General features: G+C 67.5%; 18 protein-coding genes. 8 read left to right on the top strand and 10 right to left on the bottom strand.

What is annotated here, in order from left to right:
• Positions 1 to 52: 52 nt before the first annotated feature.
• From SBP01_RS07210 to argC, 6 genes are read right to left on the bottom strand one after another with little or no spacing between them, the layout of a single operon-like run.
• Entirely contained in the window at positions 53 to 583 is a 531-nt protein-coding gene (locus SBP01_RS07210) for an arginine repressor (RefSeq protein WP_275215491.1), read from the bottom strand.
• The gene (argF, locus tag SBP01_RS07205; RefSeq protein ID WP_275215490.1) at positions 583 to 1,611 is read right to left on the bottom strand and encodes an ornithine carbamoyltransferase; all 1,029 of its coding nucleotides are present in this window, start codon (positions 1,609 to 1,611) and stop codon (positions 583 to 585) included. The genes SBP01_RS07210 and argF overlap by 1 nt, the downstream gene beginning before the upstream one ends.
• Complete coding sequence (locus SBP01_RS07200; protein ID WP_275215489.1) at positions 1,608 to 2,867, bottom strand: acetylornithine transaminase; 1,260 nt, start codon at positions 2,865 to 2,867, stop codon at positions 1,608 to 1,610. Before SBP01_RS07200 ends, argF begins: the two co-directional genes overlap by 4 nt.
• Complete coding sequence (gene argB, locus SBP01_RS07195; RefSeq protein ID WP_275215488.1) at positions 2,864 to 3,820, bottom strand: acetylglutamate kinase; 957 nt, start codon at positions 3,818 to 3,820, stop codon at positions 2,864 to 2,866. The genes SBP01_RS07200 and argB overlap by 4 nt, the downstream gene beginning before the upstream one ends.
• A gap of 31 nt (positions 3,821 to 3,851) precedes the next feature.
• Positions 3,852 to 5,018 (bottom strand): bifunctional glutamate N-acetyltransferase/amino-acid acetyltransferase ArgJ, encoded by a 1,167-nt coding sequence (gene argJ / locus SBP01_RS07190; RefSeq protein WP_275215487.1) that lies wholly within the window; start codon positions 5,016 to 5,018, stop codon positions 3,852 to 3,854.
• Positions 5,015 to 6,046 (bottom strand): N-acetyl-gamma-glutamyl-phosphate reductase, encoded by a 1,032-nt coding sequence (gene argC, locus SBP01_RS07185; protein WP_320537963.1) that lies wholly within the window; start codon positions 6,044 to 6,046, stop codon positions 5,015 to 5,017. The genes argJ and argC overlap by 4 nt, the downstream gene beginning before the upstream one ends.
• A gap of 171 nt (positions 6,047 to 6,217) precedes the next feature.
• Between argC and SBP01_RS07180 the strand changes: the two genes are divergently transcribed.
• The 4 genes from SBP01_RS07180 (at position 6,218) to SBP01_RS07165 (ending at position 13,854) form a co-directional block, all read left to right on the top strand.
• Positions 6,218 to 7,309: a fatty acid desaturase family protein gene (locus tag SBP01_RS07180; protein WP_275215485.1), complete on the top strand. Its 1,092-nt coding sequence runs from the start codon at positions 6,218 to 6,220 to the stop codon at positions 7,307 to 7,309.
• Positions 7,310 to 7,402: 93 nt separating this feature from the next.
• Positions 7,403 to 8,365: a quinone oxidoreductase gene (locus SBP01_RS07175; protein WP_320537962.1), complete on the top strand. Its 963-nt coding sequence runs from the start codon at positions 7,403 to 7,405 to the stop codon at positions 8,363 to 8,365.
• A gap of 186 nt (positions 8,366 to 8,551) precedes the next feature.
• Positions 8,552 to 12,424: a Pls/PosA family non-ribosomal peptide synthetase gene (locus SBP01_RS07170; protein WP_320538301.1), complete on the top strand. Its 3,873-nt coding sequence runs from the start codon at positions 8,552 to 8,554 to the stop codon at positions 12,422 to 12,424.
• A 50-nt stretch (positions 12,425 to 12,474) separates the two neighbouring features.
• Positions 12,475 to 13,854, top strand: coding sequence for a M1 family metallopeptidase (locus SBP01_RS07165; RefSeq protein ID WP_320537961.1), 1,380 nt, complete (start codon positions 12,475 to 12,477; stop codon positions 13,852 to 13,854).
• 39 nt (positions 13,855 to 13,893) lie between these two features.
• Here SBP01_RS07165 and SBP01_RS07160 read toward each other — a convergent pair whose 3' ends face one another.
• Genes SBP01_RS07160 through pheS form a run of 3 tightly spaced genes read right to left on the bottom strand, consistent with a single transcriptional unit; the run spans position 13,894 to position 18,230 of the window.
• Entirely contained in the window at positions 13,894 to 14,610 is a 717-nt protein-coding gene (locus tag SBP01_RS07160; protein WP_320537960.1) for a 4'-phosphopantetheinyl transferase superfamily protein, read from the bottom strand.
• Positions 14,611 to 14,622: 12 nt separating this feature from the next.
• The gene (pheT, locus tag SBP01_RS07155) at positions 14,623 to 17,166 is read right to left on the bottom strand and encodes a phenylalanine--tRNA ligase subunit beta (RefSeq protein ID WP_320537959.1); all 2,544 of its coding nucleotides are present in this window, start codon (positions 17,164 to 17,166) and stop codon (positions 14,623 to 14,625) included.
• Between the two features lie 2 nt (positions 17,167 to 17,168).
• Positions 17,169 to 18,230: a phenylalanine--tRNA ligase subunit alpha gene (pheS, locus tag SBP01_RS07150; protein WP_320537958.1), complete on the bottom strand. Its 1,062-nt coding sequence runs from the start codon at positions 18,228 to 18,230 to the stop codon at positions 17,169 to 17,171.
• 231 nt (positions 18,231 to 18,461) lie between these two features.
• On the opposite strand from pheS, the gene SBP01_RS07145 reads away from it, so the two are divergent.
• From SBP01_RS07145 to SBP01_RS07135, 3 genes are all read left to right on the top strand, one after another.
• Complete coding sequence (locus tag SBP01_RS07145; protein ID WP_320537957.1) at positions 18,462 to 19,067, top strand: hypothetical protein; 606 nt, start codon at positions 18,462 to 18,464, stop codon at positions 19,065 to 19,067.
• Position 19,068: 1 nt separating this feature from the next.
• Positions 19,069 to 19,713 carry an SIMPL domain-containing protein gene (locus SBP01_RS07140; RefSeq protein ID WP_320537956.1) on the top strand — a complete coding sequence of 215 codons (645 nt, stop codon included), beginning with the start codon at positions 19,069 to 19,071 and terminating at the stop codon, positions 19,711 to 19,713.
• 86 nt (positions 19,714 to 19,799) lie between these two features.
• On the top strand, positions 19,800 to 20,915 hold the full coding sequence (locus tag SBP01_RS07135) for an Rv2578c family radical SAM protein (RefSeq protein ID WP_320537955.1): 1,116 nt from the start codon (positions 19,800 to 19,802) through the stop codon (positions 20,913 to 20,915).
• A 15-nt stretch (positions 20,916 to 20,930) separates the two neighbouring features.
• On the opposite strand, the gene SBP01_RS07130 is transcribed toward SBP01_RS07135, so the two are convergent.
• Entirely contained in the window at positions 20,931 to 21,383 is a 453-nt protein-coding gene (locus SBP01_RS07130) for a (deoxy)nucleoside triphosphate pyrophosphohydrolase (RefSeq protein ID WP_275215477.1), read from the bottom strand.
• A 300-nt stretch (positions 21,384 to 21,683) separates the two neighbouring features.
• On the opposite strand from SBP01_RS07130, the gene SBP01_RS07125 reads away from it, so the two are divergent.
• Positions 21,684 to 22,892, top strand: a complete 1,209-nt coding sequence (locus tag SBP01_RS07125) for an MFS transporter (protein WP_275215476.1) — start codon at positions 21,684 to 21,686, stop codon at positions 22,890 to 22,892.
• Positions 22,893 to 22,969: the final 77 nt, after the last annotated feature.

The following is a 22,969-nucleotide window of genomic DNA, read 5'->3' as shown; positions in this document are numbered from 1 at the left end:
TGCTCCTTAGTTGTTTGGTTCTTGGTTTGTCTTCAAGTTTATGGGGCGAAAACTATTGCGCCGCGTCCTCGGCCAGCTGCAGGAACCGGGCGGCCAGGTCCTGGCCGCCCTGCGGGTCCCGGGACACGAGCAGCACGGTGTCATCACCGGCGATGGTCCCCAGGATGGACGGCATCACCGAGTGGTCGATGGCCAGGGCCAGGAAGTTGGCGGCACCCGGCGGGGTCCGGAGCACCGCGATGTTCGCCGATGCCTCCGCGGTGACCAGGAGTTCGCTGCATAGCCGGGCCAGCCGGGCGTCCAGGATTTCCTGGCTCACCCCGCTCTTGGCCGCCCGTTCGCCGCCTTCGCCGGGGACGGCGTAGACCAGCACGCCCTCCTTGCCGCGGACGCGGACGGCGCCGAGTTCCACCAGGTCCCGGGACAGGGTTGCCTGGGTGACCTGGACGCCGTCGTCCGCCAGCAACGCGGCGAGCTCCGCCTGGGAGCGCACCGATTCACCCGTCAGGATGGCCGCGATGCGGGCCTGGCGGGCGGTTTTGGTGGCCGGGCTGGAGCCCGGCGCGGCGGACGGAACGGACACTAGAACGTGCTCTCCCCGGTGCCCTCAACCGGAGCGAGGCCCTCAACGAATGCCAGTCCGGACCGGTGCATCAGCCACGCCATCAGCGCCTTCTGGGCGTGCAGCCGGTTCTCGGCTTCGTCCCAGACGATGGACTGCGGCCCGTCGATGACACCGGCCGAAATTTCGTAGCCGCGGTATGCCGGCAGGCAGTGAAGCACGACGGCGTCATCCGCCGCGTGTGCCATCGCCGCCTCATCGACGGAGTACTCCCGGAACAGCTGCAGCCGGGCTTCCTTTTCCGCTTCCTGCCCCATGGAGACCCAGGTGTCTGTAGCGACGACGTCGGCATCCTCAAGGGCCGCTGCGGCGTCGGTGGTGACCAACACGGACCCGCCGGTCTCTGCGGCGCGTTCCTCGGCGGCAGCGATAATTTCCGCCGCCGGAAGGTAGCCTTCGGGCCCGGCTATGCGGACATGCATGCCGGCGGTGACACCCGCCAGCAGGTAGGAATTGGCCATGTTGTTGGCGGCATCGCCAAGGTAGGCCATGGTCAGGCCCTTGAGCTCGCCCTTATGCTCTTTGACCGCCAGGAGGTCGGCGAGGAGCTGGCACGGGTGGTAGTCATCGCACAGGGCATTGATGACAGGCACCTTGGAGTTTTCCGCCATGGCCACCAGGCCTGCATGGGCACCGGTACGCCAGACGATGGTGGAGACCATCCGTTCCAGGACCTTGGCGGTGTCCTCCACCGATTCCTTGTGACCGATCTGCGCCTCGCCCGGGTTAATGATCAGCGCGTTGCCGCCCATGTCGGCGATGCCGGTGGCGAAGGACACCCGGGTGCGCGTGGACGTTTTGTCGAAGATGACGGCCACGGTCTTGCGGCCGTTACCCGCCGCCGCGAACGGCTGCACACTGTAGGGCGCCGCCTTCATCCGGACGGCCAGGTTGAGCACTTCAGCCTGTTCGGCCGGGCTGAGGTCGGTGTCCTTCAGGAAGTGGCGGGTGGTGGCGGGTGCTGCGGCGGCTGAAACTACGGGGGTCACTGAGCGTCCTTAGCTGTCTGGAGGAGGTCCGGGAGGGCGGCGAGGAAGGTGCCGGCCTGTTCGGTGGTGAGGACCAGCGGCGGGGCCAGCCGGATGGTGTGGGGGCCGGGGCTGTTGACGATGAAGCCGGCGTCGAGGCCGGCGGCCACCACGGCAGGTGCCACGTCGGCGTCCAGGTCGAAGCCGATCAGCAGGCCTTCGCCGCGGACTTCGGTGACGCCGTCCACATCGGCGAGCCCGCTGCGCAGGTACTCCCCCACCTTCGCGACATTTTCCAGCACGCGCTGACTTTCGAGGGCGTGCAGCGTGGCCAGGGCGGCGGCCGTCGCCACCGGGTTCCCGCCGAAGGTACTGCCGTGCTGGCCTGCGCCAAGGAGCGACGACGGCTGCTCCCCGAAGGTGATCAGCGCGCCGATGGGGAACCCGCCGCCGAGGCCCTTGGCCAGGGTGATGGCGTCCGGAACGATGCCGGCGTCCTCGCTGGCGAACCATTTGCCGGTGCGGCCGATCCCGGTCTGGACCTCGTCCAGTATGAGCAGGGCACCGGCTTTGGCGGTCGCATCCCGGGCTGCTTTGAGGTAGCCGGCGGGGAGCGGCCGGACCCCGGCCTCGCCCTGGATGGGTTCCAGGAAGACGGCGGCCACGGACTCGTCGACGGCGGCCTCGAGGGCTGCGACATCCCCGAACGGAATGTGGACCACGCCGCCGGGCAGCGGTTCGAAGGGTGCCCGGTAGGCTTCCTTCGCGGTCAGGGCCAGGGCACCCATGGTGCGCCCGTGGAAGGCACCTTCCAGGGCCACGATCTTGGTCCGGGGCGCGCCGCCGGGGCCGGTGTTGTTCCGCCGTGCCAGCTTGAAGGCGGCTTCGACGGCTTCCGTGCCGGAGTTGGCGAAGAACACCTTGGAGCCGGCCGGGGCGTGCGCCAGGGCCAGCAGCCTCTCGGCAAGTGCAATCTGCGTCGGGCTGGTAAAGAAGTTCGAGACGTGCCCCAAAGTGGCCAGCTGGCTGGAGATCACAGAGGTCACGAACGGGTTGGCGTGGCCGAGGGCGTTGACGGCAATGCCGCCGAGCAGGTCCAGGTATTCCTTGCCGTCCGCGTCCCACACGAGGCAGCCGGCGCCCCGGACCAGGACACGCTGCGGCGTGCCAAAAACGCCCATAAGGGAGGAGGAGTAGCGCGAAAGCCACTCGGCACCGCTGGTGTGGCCCGAGGTTTCCACCAGCTCGGCTACGGGGGTTTGCTGGAGCTCGTTCATGCGTTCACTTCCTCGTCAGGGACGACCTGCGTGCCGATGCCGGCGGTCGTAAAGGTTTCCAGGAGCATCGAGTGCGGCAGCCTGCCGTCCACGATGTGCGCACGCTCCACGCCGCCTTCGACGGCTTTGAGGCACGCTTCCATCTTGGGGATCATGCCGGACTCAAGGGACGGCAGGAGCCGGCGCAGTTCGGAGGCCGTCAGGGAGGAAATGAGCGAGGACCTGTCCGGCCAGTCGGCGTAAAGGCCTTCGACGTCGGTGAGGATCACCAGTTTGGAGGCCCCGAGCGCTTCGGCCACGGCGGCGGCGGCCGTGTCCGCGTTGACGTTGAGGACCTGGCCCGTGGTCTGGACTTCACCGGCGGCCGTCTCCACGCCCTCTGATTCGATTTCCGGGGCCACGGTGGAGATGACCGGGATGCGGCCGGCAGCCAGGATGTCCCGGATGCCTTCGGGGTTCACACCCACCACTTCGCCCACCAGGCCCAGGTCCACCTCCTCGCCATCGATGACGGTTCCGGTGCGGACGGCCCGGAGCAGACCGCCGTCCTCGCCGGACATGCCCACCGCGTAGGGTCCATGGGAGTTGATCAGGCCAACCAGTTCACGGCCCACCTGGCCGGTGAGGACCATCCGGACCACGTCCATGGCCTCGGGCGTGGTGACACGCAGGCCGCCCTTGAACTCGGATTCGATGCCCAGCCGCGCCAGCATGGCGTTAATCTGGGGGCCGCCGCCGTGAACCACCACCGGATGGATGCCCACGTGGTGCAGGAACACCACGTCCTCGGCGAACGCCCGTCGCAGCTCATCGTTGACCATCGCGTTGCCGCCGTACTTGATCACCATGGTGGTGCCGGCGAAGCGCTGGATCCACGGCAGTGCCTCGATCAGCGTGCCGGCCTTGTTTTGGGCATCGCTCATGGACGTGGTCTCACGGGTCTGGGTGTTCATGCTGAAGGTATCTCCAGGGTTGCTGATGGATCTAGCTTGAGTAGGCGCTGTTCTCTTCGACGTAATCGTGCGTGAGGTCGTTGGTCCAGATGGTGGCTTCGGTCTCGCCGGCCTGCAGGTCGATCTCCACCAGGACTTCACGGGGTTCCAGGTCCACCAGGTTGCGGTCGTCCCCGATGCTGCCGTTGCGGCAGATCTGGATGCCGTTGATGGCCACGTTCAGCTGGTCGGGCTCGAACACGGCGTCCGTGGTGCCTACCGCGGACAGCACACGGCCCCAGTTGGGGTCCTTGCCGAAGATGGCCGCCTTGAACAGGTTGGACCGGGCCACGGAACGGCTGACTGTTTCAGCATCGCGCTCGGAGGCGGCGTTGAAGGTGCGGATGGCAATGTCGTGGCTGGCGCCCTCGGCATCCCCGATGAGTTTGCGTGCCAGTTCTGCACACACCTGGGTGAGCCCGGCACCAAATGCTTCGGCGGACGGGACGGCGCCGGACGCCCCGGAGGCCATCAGCACCACGGTGTCGTTGGTGGACATGCAGCCGTCCGAGTCAGCCCGGTCAAAGGTGACGCGGGTGGCGTCGCGGAGGACGACGTCGAGCATTTCTGCTTCAACCGACGCGTCCGTGGTGAGGACCACCAGCATGGTGGCGAGTCCGGGTGCCAGCATGCCGGCGCCCTTGGCGATTCCGCCGATGGTGAATTCCTGGCCGTCCGCATCAGTGCCGATGAACAGCGCAGATTTCGGCACGGAGTCCGTGGTCATGATGGCATTTCCGGCGTCGGGGCCGCCGTCTGCACTCAGCGCGGCGGCGGCAGCCTCCACGCCGGGCAGGATCTTGTCCATGGGCAGCTGCTCACCGATCAGGCCGGTGGAGCACACGAACACGTCCGTGGCGGAAATGCCGAGAACTTTTGCGACCTTTTCCGCGGTGCTGTGGGTGTTCTGGAAGCCCTGCGGACCCGTGCAGGCGTTGGCGCCGCCCGAGTTGAGCACCACGGCGTCCACCCGGCCGTCCGAGACCACCTGACGGGACCAGTGCACAGGTGCGGCGGCCACGCGGTTGCTGGTGAAAACCGCGGCGGCGGACTTGGACGGGCCATCGTTGACTACCAGGGCGAGGTCCGGCTTGCCGGATGCCTTCAGGCCGGCGGTAACACCGGCGGCCCGGAACCCGAGGGGGGCGGTAACGGTCACGGGGCAACTCCCTGCAGGTTGAGGCCGGCCATCTCAGGCAGGCCAAGCGCAATGTTCATGGACTGCACGGCGCCGCCGGCAGTTCCTTTGGTGAGGTTATCAATGACGCAGGTCACGATCACGCGGCCGGTGTGCTCGTCAAAGGCCAGCTGCATAACGGCGTGGTTGGACCCCACCACGGACTTGGTGGTGGGCCACTGCCCCTCAGGGAGCACGTGAACAAACGGCTCGTCGTCGTAGGCGTCGGCCCAGGCCTGGCGGAGTTCCGCCGCATTGGTGCCCGGCCTGGCCTTCGCGGTGGCGGTGGTCAGGATGCCGCGGCTCATCGGCGCGAGGGTGGGGGTAAAGGAAACGCTGACCCGCTCCCCCGCGGCGTTGGAGAGCCCCTGCTCGATCTCCGGGGTGTGGCGGTGTCCGCCGCCCACGCCGTACGGGCTCATGGAGCCCATGACTTCAGAGCCGATCAGGTTTACCTTCGCGGCCTTGCCCGCACCCGAGGTGCCGGACGCGGAAACGACCACAACGTCGTCGGGCTGGAGCAGTTTGGCGGCGAAGCCGGGCGTCAGAGCCAGCAGCGCCGACGTCGGGTAGCAGCCGGGGACGGCGATCCGGGTGGCGCCCTTGAGCGCGTCCCGCTGGCCCGGGAGTTCGGGCAGCCCGTAGGGCCAGGTGCCTGCGTGGGCGGAGCCGTAGAACTTTTCCCACGCGGCCGGATCTTCCAGGCGGTGGTCCGCGCCGGCATCGATCACCACAGTGCCCTCGGGGAGCTCCGCGGCGATCCCGGCGGACGCGCCGTGCGGGAGCGCCAGGAACACCACATCATGACCGGCAAGGTTCTCCACCGTGGTGTCTTCGAGGATGCGGCTGGCGAGACCGTGCAGGTGGGGCTGGAGTTCGCCGAGCCGGGTGCCCGCATTGCTGTGCGCGGTAATGGCCCCGATGGTTACGTCCGGATGGCCCGCGAGCAGGCGCAGAACTTCTCCTCCGGCGTAGCCGCTGGCCCCGGAGACGGCAACAGAAATAGTCATGGCCTCAATCTTACAGCAAAACTATTCAGTGTGCCCGATATTTATGCACGCACCTCATGCGCGCCCAAGCCAGTTGGACACGTACCCGTAAGCTGGACTGAGGGTGATCCTGACCGTGCAGTCCGAATGTCGGCTGCAGCGTTGCCCGTTACTGTGACGAGGCCCCGCTTCATGTCCACCACCCTACACACCCCTGAACGTCCTCAATCGCGCGTCCGCAAGCCCAATGCCGTGGTCCTGAGTTACTCCGAGCTACTCAAGGCCGTCAAGGCTGAAGGCCTGCTGGAACGCCGCGTCGGCTTCTATATCACCGTGTTCGCCAGCCTGGTCCTGCTGATGACGGCAGCCTGGTTCGGCTTCGCCCTGATCGGCGACAGCTGGTTCCAGCTCCTCATCGCCGCCGCCGTAGGCGTCCTGTGCACGCAGCTGAGCTTCCTGGCCCACGAGGCCGGCCACCGCCAGATCTTCGCCTCCCGCAGGGCCAATGACTGGACCGCACGCCTCCTGGCCACCTCGGTGGCCGGCATGAGCTACTCCTGGTGGGAGCAGAAGCACGGCGCCCACCATAACCACCCCAACGTCATCTCCAAGGATCCGGACATCGCTCCGGGCCCTATCGCGTTCCACACCGAAGCGGTGGCCGACCGGCAGGGCCGGTTCTCGTTCCTGACGCGCAAGCAGGGCTGGTTCTTCTTCCCCCTGCTGTTCCTGGTGGGCCTTGGCCTGCAGATCGATTCGGTCAGGTTTGTCTTCCGCCGCGCCAAAGTCACGCACCGCTGGGTGGAGCTGCCCATCCTGCTAGTCCGCCTCGGCGCACTGCCGGCCCTGGCTTTTACCTTCCTGCCGCTGGGCATGGCCTTCGCCTTCATCGGTGTGCAGCTCGCCGTGTTCGGCTTCTACATGGGCGCATCCTTTGCCCCGAACCACAAGGGCATGCCTGTCCTGCCCGCTGACAGCCGTGTTGATTTCTTCAGCCGCCAGGTCCTGACCTCCCGCAACATCTCCGGGGGCCGATTCATGGACATCCTGCTGGGCGGGCTGAACCGCCAGGCCGAGCACCACCTCTTCCCGGACATGGCGCGCCCCCAGCTGGACAAGGCCGCCAAGATCGTCCGCGAGTACTGCACAAAGCACCAGGTTCCCTACACGGAAACCACCCTGATCCAGTCTTACGGCATCATTGTCCGTTACCTCAACAACGTGGGGCTCTCCGCCGGGCGCCACTTCGAATGCCCCATGGCAACGGTCACGCGCCGCTACTAAACTCCCCACCGGACTTCGCTGACGGACCACGGCATCCATAGGATGGTCAGAGAAAACGGCCCGGGAAATCCCCGCCCCGAGAGGAGACGTTCCATGCATGCAATCGTTGCCCGCCAGTCCGGAGGTCCGGAAGTCCTCGAGTACGCAGAGATTGAGCAGCCCACGCCCGGCCCGGGTCAGCTGCTGGTCAAGGTGGCGGCCACCGGCGTCAACTTCATTGAGACCTACCAGCGCGGCGGCATGTACAAGGTGACGTACCCGTTCACGCCCGGTTCCGAAGCCGCGGGAACCGTTGAGGCAGTCGGGGAGGGCGTTGAAGGCATTGCCGTGGGAAGCCGGGTGGCAACCGCCGAAGGCCAGGAATGCTATGCCGAATACACCGTCCTTGACGCGGCCAAGGCACTCCCCGTTCCCGAGGGGGTGGACCTCCACACGGCCGCTGCGCTCCCCCTGCAGGGCATGACAGCCCACTACCTCATCAATTCCTCCTTCCGGGTGGAGCCCGGCCACACGGTACTGGTCCATGCCGGTGCCGGCGGCGTCGGGCTGCTCCTCACCCAGCTCCTGAAAAGTCGCGGAGCCCGGGTCATCACCACCGTCTCCACCGCCGAAAAGGAACAACTCGCGAGGACCGCCGGCGCGGACGAAGTCCTCCGCTACGAGGGCTTCGCGGAAGCTGTCCGTGAGCTCACCAACGGCGTCGGGGTCAACGTGGTGTACGACGGCGTCGGGAAAGATACGTTCGACGGCTCACTTGCCAGCCTGCGCACCCGGGGGTTCCTGGTCCTGTTCGGCGCTGCCTCCGGCGCCGTGCCGCCGGTGGATCCGCAGCGGCTTAATGCCGGCGGCTCGCTATCCCTGACGCGGCCCAAGCTCGCCGACTTCCTCGCCAACCCCCAGGAGCGCCTGTGGCGGTCCAGCGAAGTGTTCTCGGCCGTGGCGGACGGCAGCCTGAAGGTAAGGATCGGTGCGAGCTACCCGCTGGCCGAAGCGCAGCGTGCCCATGAGGACCTCGAAGGCCGCCGCACCACAGGCAAGGTCCTCCTGGTTCCCTGACCAGCGCCACGGACCCGGCGAACGGAAGGTGAACCTTCAACCAATTATGGACACCTTCCGTTCACCTGGGACGGGCATAATCCGACGGTGAGTGAGCATCTTCCTGACGTCGTGGAATCCCGGCCGCAAGAGTTGTACCGCCCCCAGCTGCCCGGCTTGCCCCTGGCCCCGCCCGAGCGGACCCTGATGGCTGTCCTGGAGGACTCGGCTGCCCGTTTCCCCGAGGCGTCGGCGCTCGACGACGGCAGGCAGTCCCTGAGCTACGCCGACCTGATGGCCGCCGTCCGGGCCAAGGGACACGGGCTGCAGGCCAAAGGGCTCGGCGCCGGGCAGCGGATCGGCGTCCGCATTCCATCCGGGACGAACGAGCTCTACATTTCGATCCTGGCCATCCTTTATATCGGGGCCGCCTACGTGCCGGTCGACGCTGACGATCCTGAGGAACGTGCCCGGCTGGTCTTTGGCGAGGCCGGGGTCGTGGCAGTCCTCTCCGGCGGGGATGCAGTGACACTTACGGAAGCACCGCAGCCCGCAAACCGCGCCGAAGGCAGCCACGGCCCCGCACGCCGCCCGGCAGAGCCCGGCGACGACGCCTGGATCATCTTCACGTCCGGGTCCACCGGCACGCCCAAAGGCGTCGCCGTCCAGCACCGCTCGGCCGCAGCCTTTGTTGACGCCGAAGCCAGGATCTTCCTCCAGGAGGAACCCCTCGGCCCGCAGGACCGGGTGCTCGCCGGACTCTCCGTTGCCTTTGATGCCTCCTGCGAAGAGATGTGGCTGGCCTGGCGCCACGGCTCCTGCCTGGTGCCCGCCCCGCGCGCCCTCGTCCGGACCGGCACCGACCTCGGTCCCTGGCTCATCAACCACGGCATCACCGCCGTGTCCACCGTCCCCACCCTGGCCGCCCTCTGGCCGGCTGAATCCCTGGAGAACGTCCGCCTCCTGATCTTCGGCGGTGAAGCCTGCCCGCCCGAACTCGCCGAGCGACTGGCCGTTCCGGGCCGTGAAGTCTGGAACACCTACGGCCCCACCGAGGCCACGGTGGTGGCTTGCGCGGCCCCCCTGGGCGGACCCGGCCCCGTGCGCATCGGGCTGCCGCTGGACGGCTGGGACCTGGCCGTGGTGGACACCGACGGACTGCCCGTCGGCGAAGGCGAAATTGGCGAGCTGATCATCGGCGGAGTCGGGCTGGCCCGTTACCTGGACCCGGACAAGGACCGGGAGAAGTACGCGCCGATGCCGGCGTTCGGCTGGGAGCGCGCCTACCGGTCCGGCGACCTGGTGCGGTACGAAGCCGAGGGCCTGATCTTTATGGGCCGCGCCGATGAACAGGTCAAGCTTGGCGGACGCCGGATCGAGCTGGGGGAAATTGACGCGGCCCTGCAGGCCCTCCCCCACGTGGCCGGAGCCGCGGCCGCCGTCAAGACAACGGCGGCGGGCAACCAGATCCTGGTGGGCTATCTCGCCGCCGCGGATGCGGACCTGGACCTGGTGTCCGCCCGCGAACACCTGGCCGCCAGTTTGCCCGCCCCGCTCATTCCGCTGCTGACCGTGGTGGACTCGCTGCCCACCAAGACCAGCGGCAAAGTGGACCGCTATGCGCTGCCCTGGCCACTGACCGGCTCCGGTGCCGCTGACGCTGACGCCGCACCCTTGAACCTCCCCGAGGATGCCGCCTGGGTGGCCGAACGGTGGGCCGCCGTCCTCGGCAGCCCAGTAACAAGCCTCGACGCCGATTTCTTCGCCTATGGCGGCGGTTCGCTCTCGGCCGCGCAGCTGGTCTCGGCCCTCCGGGTGCGCTATCCCACCATCACGGTGGCGGACATCTATGCAACGCCCAGGATCGGCGCTCTGATTGATACCGCCCGGCAGTCCCTCCCCGGGGGCGTGGCTGCCGGACCGGCTCCGGCCAGGACAGTCCGCCCCACAGCACTCAAGTCCCAGATCTTCCAGACGCTGATGGGTATTCCCCTCCACATCCTGGTGGGGATGCGCTGGCTGACGTACCTGATGGCGGCCAACAACCTGCTGTCCGCGTTCGCCGGCTTCAGCGCTGCCCCCACCGTCTCATGGTGGTGGGTGGCCGCGTCCTGGCTGGTGTTCGTCTCCCCCGCCGGCCGGATGCTGGTGTCCATCGCCGCCGCCCGGTTCCTGCTCCGCAAGGTGGTCCCCGGCACGTACCCACGCTCAGGCAAGATCCACCTGCGCCTGTGGCTTGCGGAACAGATCCAGGACCTGGCGGGAGCGATCAGCCTGGCCAGCGCGCCGTGGGTTCCGTACTATGCCCGGGCGTTGGGTGCCAGGATCGGCAACAACGTCCAGCTGCACTCGCTGCCTCCGGTCACGGGGCTGTTGTCCCTGGGCAGCGGTTCGAATGTCGAGCCCGAAGTGGATCTTTCCGGCTGGTGGATCGACGGCGACGTAGTCCACATCGGTGCCATCCGCATCGGCGCCGGTGCCACCATCGGTGCGCGCAGCACGCTGATGCCCGGCGCCTCGATCGGCGCAGGTGCCCAAGTGGAGCCGGGCTCGGCCGTTCTGGGCAAGGTGAAAGCCGGGCACCACGTAGCAGGGTCCCCCGCCGAGCGCCGGGGCAAGGCCAAGCACACCGTGCCGGAGATGCCTGTGGAACACCATCTGATCAGCCGGCTCTGGTTCGTCGGATTTTCGCTCGCCTCGGCCACCCTGGCCCTCATCCCCTACATCTCGGCGGCGGCCGCAGCCCTGGTGATCTTCGCGTTCATCAGGGGCAGCGACTCACTGTCGGCGGCGGTACCGCAGATCCTGCTCTCCCTGGCCCCGGCGGCCCTTGCCTGGTTCATGGTCAACCTCCTGCTGATCCTCGCCGCCACCCGGCTCCTGGGCATCGGCCTGAAGGAGGGCTACTACCGGGTCCGCAGCCGGATCGGCTGGCAGGTCTGGGCCACCGAACGGGTCCTGGACCTGGCCCGCGACCTGCTCTTCCCGGTCTACGCGAGTCTCTTTACACCTGTCTGGCTTCGCCTCCTTGGGGCCAAGATCGGCAAGAACGTTGAGGCGTCCACCGTCCTCCTCATCCCCAAGATGACGACGGTGGGCGAGGGCGCCTTCCTGGCGGATGACACCATGGTGGCCTCCTACGAGCTCGACGGCGGGTGGCTGCGGATTGCCCCTGCGAAGATCGGCAAACGCTCCTTCCTGGGCAACTCCGGCATGACCGCTGCCGGCAGGAACGTGCCCAAGAACTCGCTGGTGGCCGTGCTGTCCGCCACACCGGCCAAGGCAAAGTCCGGAACCTCATGGCTGGGCAGCCCGCCCGTGCGGCTCCGGCGAACCGCCATCGCCTCTGATGACACCCGTACCTACCAGCCCCCGCTGCGGCTCAAGTTCGCGCGCTGCCTGTGGGAACTGGGCCGCTTCATCCCCGTGGTGACCACGGTGGCCATCGCCGCGGGCGTGATGCTCGCCTTCGACTGGCTGGCTGACGCCTACAACTACGGGATCGCCGCCGCCGTGGGCGGGGTGGTCATGCTGATGGCCGGCGCGGTGGCCGCGGGCAGCGCCGTCGTCGCAAAATGGATCCTAGTGGGACGGATCCGTGAAGGTGAGCACCCGCTGTGGAGTTCGTTCATCTGGCGGAACGAGGTAGTGGACACCTTCATCGAAATGGTCAGCGCCCCCTGGTTTGCACGCGCAGCGACCGGAACCCCGGCCCTGGTCTGGTGGCTCCGGTCCCTTGGCGCAAAAATCGGCCGCGGCACGTGGTGCGAAAGCTATTGGCTCCCGGAAGCCGACCTCGTCACCCTCGGCCGGAATTCCACCGTCAACCGTGGCTGTGTGGTCCAAACCCATCTCTTCCATGACCGGGTCATGAGCCTGGACACTGTTACGCTCGAAGACGGAGCAACCATGGGACCGCACGGCGTGATCCTGCCCCAGGCAAGCATCGGCAACGGTGGAACGGTGGGACCGGCGTCGTTGGTCATGCGGGGCGAATCGGTTCCGGCCGCCACGTACTGGATGGGCAACCCGGTCAGTCCCTGGAACGGCCCGGTCAAGCCCGCGACGGGTCCACGGTAGCCCCGCACCAGCCCGCGTGTCCCGCCCCTCCTGATCGGAAAGACCGTCTTATGAGTTCCGCCGCACCGAGTCCCACGGCCGCCAGTACCGGCCCGTCACCCACCTCGGAGCAAGGTGCAACGGCGCCGGACCCTTACGTTCCCGGACACGGGACCAACGCGTACCGGGTAAACCGCTACGAACTCGAGCTTGACTACAAGCTCAGCAGCAATCGCCTCAGCGGCCGCGCCGTCCTGCACGCGGTCACGCAGTACGCCACGGCGGCCCTGGTGCTGGACCTGACCGGGCTGCGGGCCACCAAGATCCAGCTCAGCGGCCGGCGGGTGCGCAAGTACACCCAGCGGGCGGAGCAGCTGGTCATCATGCCCGAAACCGCCCTTCCGGCCGGCGAGACCTTCACCCTGGACATCAAGTACGAAGGCAACCCTGCTCCGCGCCGCGGGTTCTGGGGAGAGGTCGGCTGGGAGGAACTGACTGACGGCGTCCTGGTGGCGGGCCAGCCCAACGGCGCCGCTTCCTGGTTTCCCTGCAACGACCACCCCGGGGAAAAGGCCAGCTACCGCATCAGCGTGACCACGGATGCCAACTACCGGGCGGTGTGCAATGGCGCCCTGGTTTCGCACAGCAGCAGGTCAAGCCGCGAGACGTGGGTGTACGAACAGCCCGAGCCCATGGCCACCTACCTTGCCACGGTCCAGATCGGCCGGTACGAACTCCTCACGCTGGATCCGGCCACCACGAGCGGACACGTCCCCCAATTGGTCGCCGTCCCGGCGCTGTTGGCGGACGCGGCCCGCAAAGGCCTCGCCAGGCAGCCGGAGATGATGCGGACCTTCGCGGCCTGCTTTGGCCCCTACCCTTTCCCCGAGTACACCGTGGTGGTGACCGAGGACGAGTTGGAAATACCCCTTGAGGCGCAAACGCTCTCCATCCTGGGCCGGAACCACCTGACGCAGGACTGGGAGTCGCAGCGGCTCATCGCCCACGAGCTCGCCCATCAGTGGTTCGGCAACTCCCTCACCGCTGCAACGTGGGCGGACATCTGGCTGCACGAGGGTTTCGCCTGCTACGCGGAGTGGATCTGGTCGGAGGAAGCCGGTGTCCTTCCGGTGGCTGACCGGGCGGCGGCGGCGTGGCGGAAGCTTTCGTCCGGCAGCCAGGACATCATCATCGGTGATCCGGGCCCGGAGCTGATGTTTGATGACCGCGTCTACAAGCGCGGAGCCCTCGCGCTGCACGCCCTGCGTGTCCGGTGCGGCGACCTGGCCTTTTTCGCCTTGCTGCACGAGTGGACCAGCACCCACCGTCACGCCTCCGTGTCCACCGCGGCGTTCATCCTCGCTGCTGACCAGGCCACCGGGCTGGACACCGAGGCACTGCTGCACCCCTGGCTCCACGAAGCGCCGCTTCCGCCGTTTCCTGTCCGCTAAGACCCGTGAAGCTGATGCGCGGGCGCTAATACCGGTGCGCTAGAGTCCCGCAGCTGAAAGCGCGACGGCGGCACGCAGGTCAGGCGGCAGCCCCGCCTCGCCGGGGGCGAGGTCGCGGAGTTCCGCGCGGTGCAGGACGTCCAAAGTGTCCGGGGCGGTGGTGAGCCCGCGGCCGGTCATCTTCAGCCACGCCTCCTTGCGGGCCCACAGCCGGGCCCGTTCCTGCAGCAGCGCCGGCCCGGACAGCCCGGCGAGGCCGGCACGCTCGGCCCTGGTCAGGGCAACGCCGTCGAACCCGTCGAAGTCCAGCCGCGCCGGATCTTCCAGGTCCACGCCGATGGTCACACCGGGAGGTGGTTCCACCAGGGCAGCAAGCAGGATCCAGCCGGAGCTCCGGGACAGGCTGAGTGCCAGCGGCGCCGGTTTGCCGCGGAACGCGTAGCCAGGCCTGCCGTGGGATAAGCCGGGGCCGGTCCCGCACCGGGGGCAGCTGAAGTTGGTGGTGAGGTCCGGCGACGGGACGTCCAGCAGCTCCGCGGCAAGCGCCCGCAGTGCCAAACGGCCGGCCACAAAGGCGGCCCGAGGGCCGGGCGCCAGGGCGGCAGCCCGATCCAGCTCCGCGGGGTCCAGCAGCGGAAGCCGGCCAGCCGCCGTCGGGCCCGCCCTGAACCCGTAGGGTTCCGCCTTCAACGCGAACTGCCCTCCCGGATCACCGGGAGGGCAGGAACGCAGGACCGGAAGCATCGGTCCCGCCACGGAGATCAGTGCCTAGCGCTGGACGGCGCCGAAGCGCTCGGCGGCCAGGGCGACGGCACTCTCCCGGGCTGCAGAGGCCTCGTCAGCGGTCAGGGTGCGGTCCGTTGCCCGGAACCGCAAACCGAAGGCCAGCGACTTCTTGCCTTCCTCGATACCCTTGCCGGCGTACACGTCGAAGAGCGCCACGTCTTCCAGCAGTTCGCCGGCGCCTTCGCGCAGCGCTTCGAGGACCTGGTCCGCAGGGATGTCCTGCGGCACCACCAGGGCAACGTCCTGGGTGGCCACCGGGAAGGTGGAGATGTGGCGGGCCACAATGACGTCCGCCGCCGCCTCGAACAAGGCATCCGCGTTGAACTCCAGCGCCACCGAGCGGGCGGGCATGTCGTGCGCAGCCAGGAGCTTCGGGTGCAGCTCACCCGCGTAGCCCACCACCTCGCCGGTTCGCAGCGAAAGCTTCGCCGCCCGGCCCGGATGGAATGCCTGGTGCGCACCCTGGCTGACCACAATCTCCACGCCCAGGACGTCCCCTGCGAGCCGGGCCACATCCAACGCGTCCGCCCAGTCCCACAGCCGCGGCGTGTGGCCCGCGGCGGCGGGTGAATCATGGCCGGTCAGGACGGCGGCCACGTGCAGCGGCTGGTCCGGGACGCCGTCGTACAGTGCATCGAGCACCTCATCGGCGGGCTTGACGCCGAGCGGCGGGATGGAATCGGTACCCATGCCCTCGGTGGGCAGGAACACGAGTCCGGATTCGAACAACGCCAGGTCGCGGAAGCCGCGGGAGTGGTTCCGCTTGGCCACCTCGATCAGGCCCGGGAGGATGGAGGTCCGCAGGTAGCCGTGTTCCTCGCTGATCGGGTTGGCCAGCTTAATCGCGTTCCGGGCCGCCCCGGGCTCGGCGACGCCGAAGGTCTCGTTGGCGGCCTTCGAAACGAACGGGTAGGCCAGGACTTCGGTCAGGCCGGCGTCCGCCAGTGCCTGGATGAGCCGGCGACGCTGCTGCTGCACGCGGGTCAGGCCACGGCCGGGAGGTGCCACCGGGAGGGTGGCGGGGATTTTGTCGTAGCCCACCAGGCGGGCGATTTCCTCGGTGAGGTCCTCTTTGGTCTCGAGGTCGTTGCGCCAGCTGGGGGCGGTAACCGTCCAGCCGCCGTCGGCCTTTTCCACCACGGCGCCGAGGTCCTCCAGCGAGGTGACGATCTGTTCCTCGGTGAAGTCGATGCCGATGCGCTGGGCGGCGAAGCCGGCCGGCAACGCGATGGTCACGGCGTCAGGCGCGGTCCCGACGTCGGTCCCGGCTTCGTCAGCAACGCCACCGGCGAGCTCCACCAGGAGGTCAACCACACGCTGGGCGGCGATGTCCGCCACGTGCCAGTCGACGCCGCGCTCGAAGCGCTTGGACGCTTCCGAGGGCAGTTTGTGGCGGCGGCGGGAGCGGCCGATCGAAACCTCATCGAAGTGCGCAGCCTCCACCAGGACGTTCGACGTCGCATCGCTCACCTCGGTGGCGGCGCCGCCCATCACGCCGGCGATCCCGATCGCACCGGAACCGTCCGTGATGAGGAGGTCCTCGACGTCCAGCGCGCGTTCCTTGCCGTCCAGGGTGGTGATCTTTTCCCCGGCGACGGCACGGCGGACCACAATGTCGCCGGACAGCTTGTCCTGGTCATAGCAGTGCGTGGGCTGGCCGAGCTCAAGCATGACGTAGTTGGAGATGTCCACCGGCAGGGAGATGGACCGGATGCCCGCCAGCCGCAGCCGCGAGGTCATCCATGGCGGGGTGGGCCTGGTGGCGTCCACGCCGCGGATGGTGCGGGCCACAAAGCGGTCGCAGCCGGGCTTGCCGTAGATGGGCGCGTCGTCGTTGAGCTTGACCCCGTAGCCGCCTGAGAGCTCCGCGGGGGCCTGGACCTTGGTGGCCGGATCGGTGAACTCGGTGCCCGTGGCGTGGGCGTATTCACGGGCCGCTCCACGGATGGAGAACGCGTAGCCGCGGTCCGGGGTCACGTTGATCTCCGCTGCCTGATCGTAGAGACCGAGCAGGTCCATGGCATCCGTACCGATTTCCGGGTCCAGTCCGATCCGGGACAGGACCAGGATGCCGTCGTGGTCATCGCCGATGCCGAGTTCGCGGACGGAAGCGATCATGCCCGCCGAGAGGTGGCCGTAAGTCATCCGCGCGGAGATCCGGAAGTCGCCGGGCAGGACCGCGCCGGGCAGGGTGACCACCACCTTGTCGCCTGCCACGAAGTTGTGGGCGCCGCAGATGATCCCCTGCACTCCGGAGGGGTCGATGCCCTCACCGGTCAGGGTCTGCGCCTGGCCTTCGGGGACCACGCGGACCTGGCACCAGTTGATGGTTTTGCCGTTGGTCTGCGGTTCCTTGACGATGCTCAGGACCTGGCCCACCACGATGGGGCCCTGCAGGGTGTCCGTGGGGCGGTGGACGGCCTCTTCTTCAAAGCCCACCTTGACCAGTTCGGCCATCACGTCTTCGGCCGTTGCCCCGGCCGGTACTGCTGCGAATTCACGCAGCCAGGAAATTGGGATACGCACTGTTAGATCTCCATCCCGAAGTGCTCGCTGAAACGTACGTCGCCTTCGATCATGTCGCGCATGTCGCCCACTTCGTTGCGGAACATCAGCGCACGCTCGATGCCCATGCCGAAGGCAAAACCTGAATAGATGTCCGGGTCGATGCCCGCTGCGCGGAGCACGTTGGGGTTGACCATGCCGCAGCCGCCCCATTCGATCCAGCGCGGGCCGCCCTTGGCGCCCGGGTGCCAGATGTCCAGTTCGGCGGACGGCTCGGTGAACGGGAAGTAGTTCGGGCGCAGCCGCACCTGGGCTTCGTCACCGAACATCTGCCGGGTGAAGTGCTCCAGCGTGCCCAGGAGGTCCGCCATGCTCAGGTCCTTGTCGATGGCCAGGCCCTCGAACTGGTGGAAGACCGGCGTGTGGGTGGCGTCCAACTCGTCCGTGCGGAACACCTTGCCCGGGCAAAGCACATAGATCGGCACCTCGCGTTCGAGCATGGAGCGGACCTGCACCGGGGAGGTGTGGGTCCGCATCACCAGGTGTGCCTCGGGCGGCTCAACGAAGAACGTGTCCTGCATTTCGCGGGCCGGGTGGTCCGGCTTGAAGTTCAGCGCATCGAAGTTGAACCATTCGGATTCAACCTCGGGGCCTTCGGCAATTTCCCAGCCCATGCCCACGAAGATGTCCGCCACGCGGTCCTGGAGGGTGGAGAGCGGGTGCCGGGCACCGGCACGACGACGGCGCGGTGCGGCCGTGACGTCCACTGTCTCTTCCAGCAGGATCCGGGCGTCGTTTTCGGCTTCCAGCTCGGCAGTCCGGTCCGCGAGCGCCTTGTTGACCTTGCCGCGGGACGCGCCCATAAGTTTGCCCGCCACGGCCTTTTGGTCCTTGGCGAGCTTGCCGATCTCGCGGTTGGCCAGGCTCAGCGGTGATTTCTCACCGGTGTGGGCCAGCCTCACCGCCTTGAGTTCGTCAAGGGAGCCGGCGCCGGCAATGGCGGCGATGGCCTGGTCTACAGCGGCAGTGATGGCGGCTTCATCCATGGGATTCGGGATGGGGGCGCCCGGCAAAGTTTCAGTCATCTACTGTTCTTAGCTACGAGTCGTGGCTGCCGGTGCAGGTGCCGCAGTGCACGGTCTCCCGGCAGCGCATCCGTCACTGGCAGGTTATGTCGTGCATCCGTGCAGGACGGATGCACTCGATAACCAGGGCAGGGCCACAGGCGAAACACCCCGTTGGAAAATTACCGACTGGAGAAGTACCGGCGGCCACTATCCACCAGTCTAATTGAACCCTCCGGCTACCATGGCCTCATGACAGAACGTCGGCGGCTGGCAAGGGTCTGGCCAATGCCGCGCGTGCAGGAATCAGCAGCGGGAACGCACACTCCGCAGCCCCTGACGGCGGGCCAGCAGGCACGAAAGCTCGCCAACCTGGCCAACGGAACAACCCTGCTTGGCCTTCTTCTGGCCCGGGCCGCAGGCACGGCCCTCAGACAGGGCCCGCGGGGCCTGGTCATCGCGTCAGGTTACACGTGGCGCATCCCCTTCGCGGGAGCGTTCACCGTGGGCAACGTGGTCATCTGCCGGATCCGCGCCGAACAGCTCTTGAACCAGCCCGACCTCCTCGGGCACGAGGAAAAGCATTGCAGCCAGTACGCCTGGTGCTTGGGGCTGCCTTTCCTGCCGCTGTACTTCCTGGCTGCGGGCTGGTCACAGCTGAGGACCGGGAATCCGGCCGCCGCCAACTTCTTCGAACGGCAGGCGGGCCTGGCTGCCGGCGGTTACGCTGCCGGCGGTTACGCTGACGGCGGTTACGCTGACGGGCCTTATGTCGACGGCGGTTATGCTGACGGGCCTTATGTTGACGGCGGGACACCAAGGCCGGCTCCTGGCGGAGCCGGCGGAATCGAGGCGTGACATGGCGGACGGCACCACGTTGAGAACGGTCACCGTGACGGGCACCGGCACGGCCGAGGCGCCACCTGACCTGCTAACCATTTCCGTTGGCGTCGAATGCCGGCGCGCCAGCGTCGGTGCCGCATACGCCGACGCCGGAACAGCGTCCGCGGCAGTGTCCGCTGCGCTCCGGCAGCATGGGGTGGCAGCCCCGGACATCAGGACCTCCGGGCTTAACGTCCGGCCGGAACTTATCTGGCGCGAGGGCGAGGGGCAACAGGTCGCAGGATACGTCGCGTCCAGCATGCTCACCGTGAGGGTCCGGCAGGTGGCCGCTGCTTCCGCCGTCATTGCCGCCGTGGTCGAAGCCGGCGGCGACGACGCGCGGCTGAACGGACTGGAGCTCGGCTTCGCGGACGAATCCCCGATGCTGGCGAGGGCCCGCGAAGCCGCGTGGCGGGATGCCGCTGCAGCGGCGGAGCAGTTTGCTGCCCTGGCGTCAGCGACGCTTGGGCGGGTGCTGTCAGTGGCCGAGCACCCCCTTGCGGCGGGGCCGGTCCCGGTGGCCCGGTTTGAGCGGGCCGTCGCCGCCGACGCCATCGGCGTTGAGCCGGGCCAGGCCAGTCTCAACGCCGGCGTTACGGTGGTTTGGGAGCTCCTGGACTAAGGGCCCTCCCGCCCGCCCACGTCCCGCCGTGCAACACGGAGCGACGGTCCTTGACTTAAGTTCGAACATATCTTCGAATAGAGGGCATGAGATGGGATGCACAAGCACTAATGCAGCGGCCTGCCGACGACGCCGGAAGCGCGCCATCCCCCGCGCTGTTACCGCTCGCCGGGCTGGTCCGGTCAGTCACCACTCCCGAATTCGCCGGCATCACCTTCCATGAGGTCACCGCCAAATCGGTGCTCAACAAGGTGGTTTCCGGTTCAAAAATGCCCTTCGAGTGGACGGTCAACCCCTACCGGGGCTGCAGCCATGCCTGCGTCTACTGCTTCGCACGCAAAAGCCATACGTACCTGGACTTCGACGCCGGACTGGATTTCGACAGCCAGGTAGTGGTCAAAGTCAATGCCGCCGAGATACTGCGGAAGGAACTGGCCAAGCCTTCCTGGGGCCGCCATCAGGTAGCCCTGGGCACCAATACGGACCCCTACCAGCGGGCCGAGGGCCGCTACCGGTTGATGCCGGGAATTATTGCGGCGCTGGCGGACTCCGGGACACCGCTGTCCATCCTCACCAAGGGGACCCTGCTGGCACGTGACATTCCGCTCCTGAAGCACGCTGCTGCCCAGGTTCCGGTGGGTGTGGGCATCTCGCTTGCCATGACGGACGAGGCGTTGTCAGAAGCTGTGGAACCGGGAACGCCGGGGCCGCGGGCACGGCTCAAGCTCGTCGCCCGCTTACGCGACGCCGGACTCCCCTGCGGCGTGATGGCCATGCCCATCCTGCCGTGGCTTTCAGACAGCGACGAAGCCTTGGATGCCCTCTTCGGATCCCTGGCCGCTGCCGGCGCCACGGGGGTGACGGCCGGCGCCCTATACCTGAAACCCGGCACCCGGGAATGGTTCATGCAGTGGATCGCCAAAAACCACCCGGACCTCGCCGGCCGCTACCGGCGCCTCTACGGCACAGGTTCGTATGCGTCCAAGGAGTACCGGACCTGGCTCGCGTCCAAGGTGCGCTATTTCAAGCAACGGCACGGCTTCACCAGCGGGCACGGGTTCAGCCACCGTGATCTGGAGGATGATCCCCGCAGCGAAGAAGCACAGTACCCGGAGGGCATCCTGCCGGTTTCCGGGAAGGCCGGCACGCCTGCGCGGGCCCGCACCGGGGAACCGGCACTTGGCCAGCCAACCCTCTTCTGACATACGGCGGGCAATTCAGGAGGTGCGGGCGTTGGCCACCTGGGTGCTGAGCGAATCCAGCAGAGCCTGGACGATGGGAAAGTCGGCAGGAATCCAGGGAAGACCCAGCACAGCCTGAACATCAGCCAGGTCCATCCAGCGCAGTTCGTCGTGGTCCTCCAGCGGATGGGGTTCACCATCGGTGATTTCCGCCGGCCATACCCTCATGCTGGCCCGCTCATTCAGCCGCCAGCCGTCGGGGGCCTCCGCGTGGAGCTCTGCCCCGAGCCGGACCCTGACGCCCAGTTCCTCACCGAGTTCACGGTGCAGCGCAGCCTCACACTCCTCGCCGGCTTCAACCTTGCCGCCGGGGAATTCCCAGAGCCCGGCAAACTGTTCGGGAGCCGTCCGCCGTGCCACCAACAGGCGCGCGGGGTGCTCCAACGAGTCGAGAATTGCGGCGCCAACTACCTGTATCTGTTCACTCACCGCCCCAGTCTATGAGCGCGGGCCGGTGAGTGAAGCCGCACCGGCCCGGACGGGCATGTTCGTTGACGGAATCCTTTTGACGTGGCAGGTGCACCCGACGGTAGCGTGCCCGCATCAGGGAACACCCGCAAATAGGGAACACCCCCCAATAGGGAACAATGGACGGCAGGCCTTGGTCGGCGGCCGCCTTGGAATACCTGCACCGGAATCGGGGTTGCCTAGGTTGGCCCGGCTGCCCATTTCGCCGGCACTTCCCCGGCATTCTCCCCGAATCCAGCATCCTCCCCGAAAAGCAGGCACATGAGCAGCACCACCCGAACGCCCCTGACGTCCAGAGTCAAGACTCCCAATATCGGTGCGGCCATCTTCGCTTTGGCCATGGGCGGCGTGGGAATCGGCGTCACGGAATTCACCATGATGGGACTGCTCAAGGAGGTGGAGCAGGGACTCAACATCAGCACCCCGGAAGCCGGACACCTCATTTCCGCCTACGCATTGGGAGTCGTGGTGGGTGCCCCGCTCCTCGCAGCTGTAGGCGCAAAACTCCCCCGCAAACACCTCGCCCTGGGCCTGATGCTGTTCTTCACCTTGGCCAACCTGACGTCCTACCTGGCTCCGGACTACGGCACCATGCTGGTTTCACGTTTCGCGGCCGGGTTACCGCACGGCGCCTTCTTTGGCGTCGCGGCCGTGATCGCCGCCTCCCTGGTTCCGGCCAGCAGACGCGGCTGGGCCATTTCCATGGTGATGGCCGGCCTGTCCGTTTCCAACGTCATCGGCGTTCCCGCCGCCACCTGGGTAGGCCAGACGTTCGGCTGGCGGCTGCTCTTCGTCGTCGTGGGCGCAATCGGTGCCCTGACGCTGGTCCTGCTGTGGAAATTCGTGCCGTTCCAAGCGCCCCACCCGGACGCCAGCATCCGCCGCGAGCTGGGTGCACTCAAACGGTTGCAGGTCTGGCTGGCCATCCTCATCGGCATTGTGGGCTTTGGCGGCTTCTTTGCTACGTACACCTACATTGCCCACACCATGACGCTGGTGGCCGGCATTCCTGCGTCCCTGCTGCCGCTGGTTGTTGCCCTTTACGGGCTCGGGATGGTCGCGGGAACCGTGGTGGGCGGCAGGCTGGCCGACAAGTCAGTGATGGGAACCCTCTATTGGGTCCTGCCAGGCATTGCCGCAGCCCTGGTGATCTACGCCGTTGCGGTGCACTGGCCGTGGTCCGCCCTGGTCATGGTCTTTGTGGTGGGAGCGTCGGGCTCCCTGCTTGTGCCCGCCCTGCAGACCCGCCTTCTGGATGCCTCCCCGGACGCACCTTCCCTGGCATCGTCCCTGAACCACGCCGCGCTCAACGTCGCCAACGCGCTGGGCGCCTTCCTGGGCGGCGTGGTCATCGCCTGGGGGTGGGGCTTCGTGGCGCCCGCGCTCGTCGGCGCGGTGTTGGCCCTCCTGGGCCTGGCAGTCGCGATAGTCAGCGGCCTGCTGGAACGCAGGAAACCCCTGACCGCCTGATCCGAGGCAGGCGGCCGTCAACAGCCTCGCCGGCATAGAAGATCGCCTGAGCACAGCCGGGTGTGCAGGCCTGGGGA

Origin of the sequence: Pseudarthrobacter sp. IC2-21, assembly GCF_034048115.1 — a bacterium.
Lineage (GTDB): Bacteria > Actinomycetota > Actinomycetes > Actinomycetales > Micrococcaceae > Arthrobacter > Arthrobacter naphthalenicus.
Note: the sequence above shows the minus strand (reverse complement) of the source record. Positions and strands in the feature narration are given on the sequence as shown.

What these genes read in the sequence shown, in the direction of transcription:
- SBP01_RS07170 (WP_320538301.1), top strand. Translation starts at nt 8,552, where the DNA reads ATGGCTGTCCTGGAGGACTCGGCTGCCCGTTTCCCCGAGGCGTCGGCG.
- SBP01_RS07145 (WP_320537957.1), top strand. Translation starts at nt 18,462, where the DNA reads ATGACAGAACGTCGGCGGCTGGCAAGGGTCTGGCCAATGCCGCGCGTG.
- SBP01_RS07180 (WP_275215485.1), top strand. Translation starts at nt 6,218, where the DNA reads ATGTCCACCACCCTACACACCCCTGAACGTCCTCAATCGCGCGTCCGC.
- pheS (WP_320537958.1), bottom strand. Translation starts at nt 18,230, where the DNA reads ATGACTGAAACTTTGCCGGGCGCCCCCATCCCGAATCCCATGGATGAA.
- SBP01_RS07165 (WP_320537961.1), top strand. Translation starts at nt 12,475, where the DNA reads ATGAGTTCCGCCGCACCGAGTCCCACGGCCGCCAGTACCGGCCCGTCA.
- SBP01_RS07140 (WP_320537956.1), top strand. Translation starts at nt 19,069, where the DNA reads ATGGCGGACGGCACCACGTTGAGAACGGTCACCGTGACGGGCACCGGC.
- argB (WP_275215488.1), bottom strand. Translation starts at nt 3,820, where the DNA reads ATGAACACCCAGACCCGTGAGACCACGTCCATGAGCGATGCCCAAAAC.
- SBP01_RS07125 (WP_275215476.1), top strand. Translation starts at nt 21,684, where the DNA reads ATGAGCAGCACCACCCGAACGCCCCTGACGTCCAGAGTCAAGACTCCC.
- SBP01_RS07200 (WP_275215489.1), bottom strand. Translation starts at nt 2,867, where the DNA reads ATGAACGAGCTCCAGCAAACCCCCGTAGCCGAGCTGGTGGAAACCTCG.
- SBP01_RS07135 (WP_320537955.1), top strand. Translation starts at nt 19,800, where the DNA reads ATGAGATGGGATGCACAAGCACTAATGCAGCGGCCTGCCGACGACGCC.
- argC (WP_320537963.1), bottom strand. Translation starts at nt 6,046, where the DNA reads ATGACTATTTCTGTTGCCGTCTCCGGGGCCAGCGGCTACGCCGGAGGA.
- SBP01_RS07175 (WP_320537962.1), top strand. Translation starts at nt 7,403, where the DNA reads ATGCATGCAATCGTTGCCCGCCAGTCCGGAGGTCCGGAAGTCCTCGAG.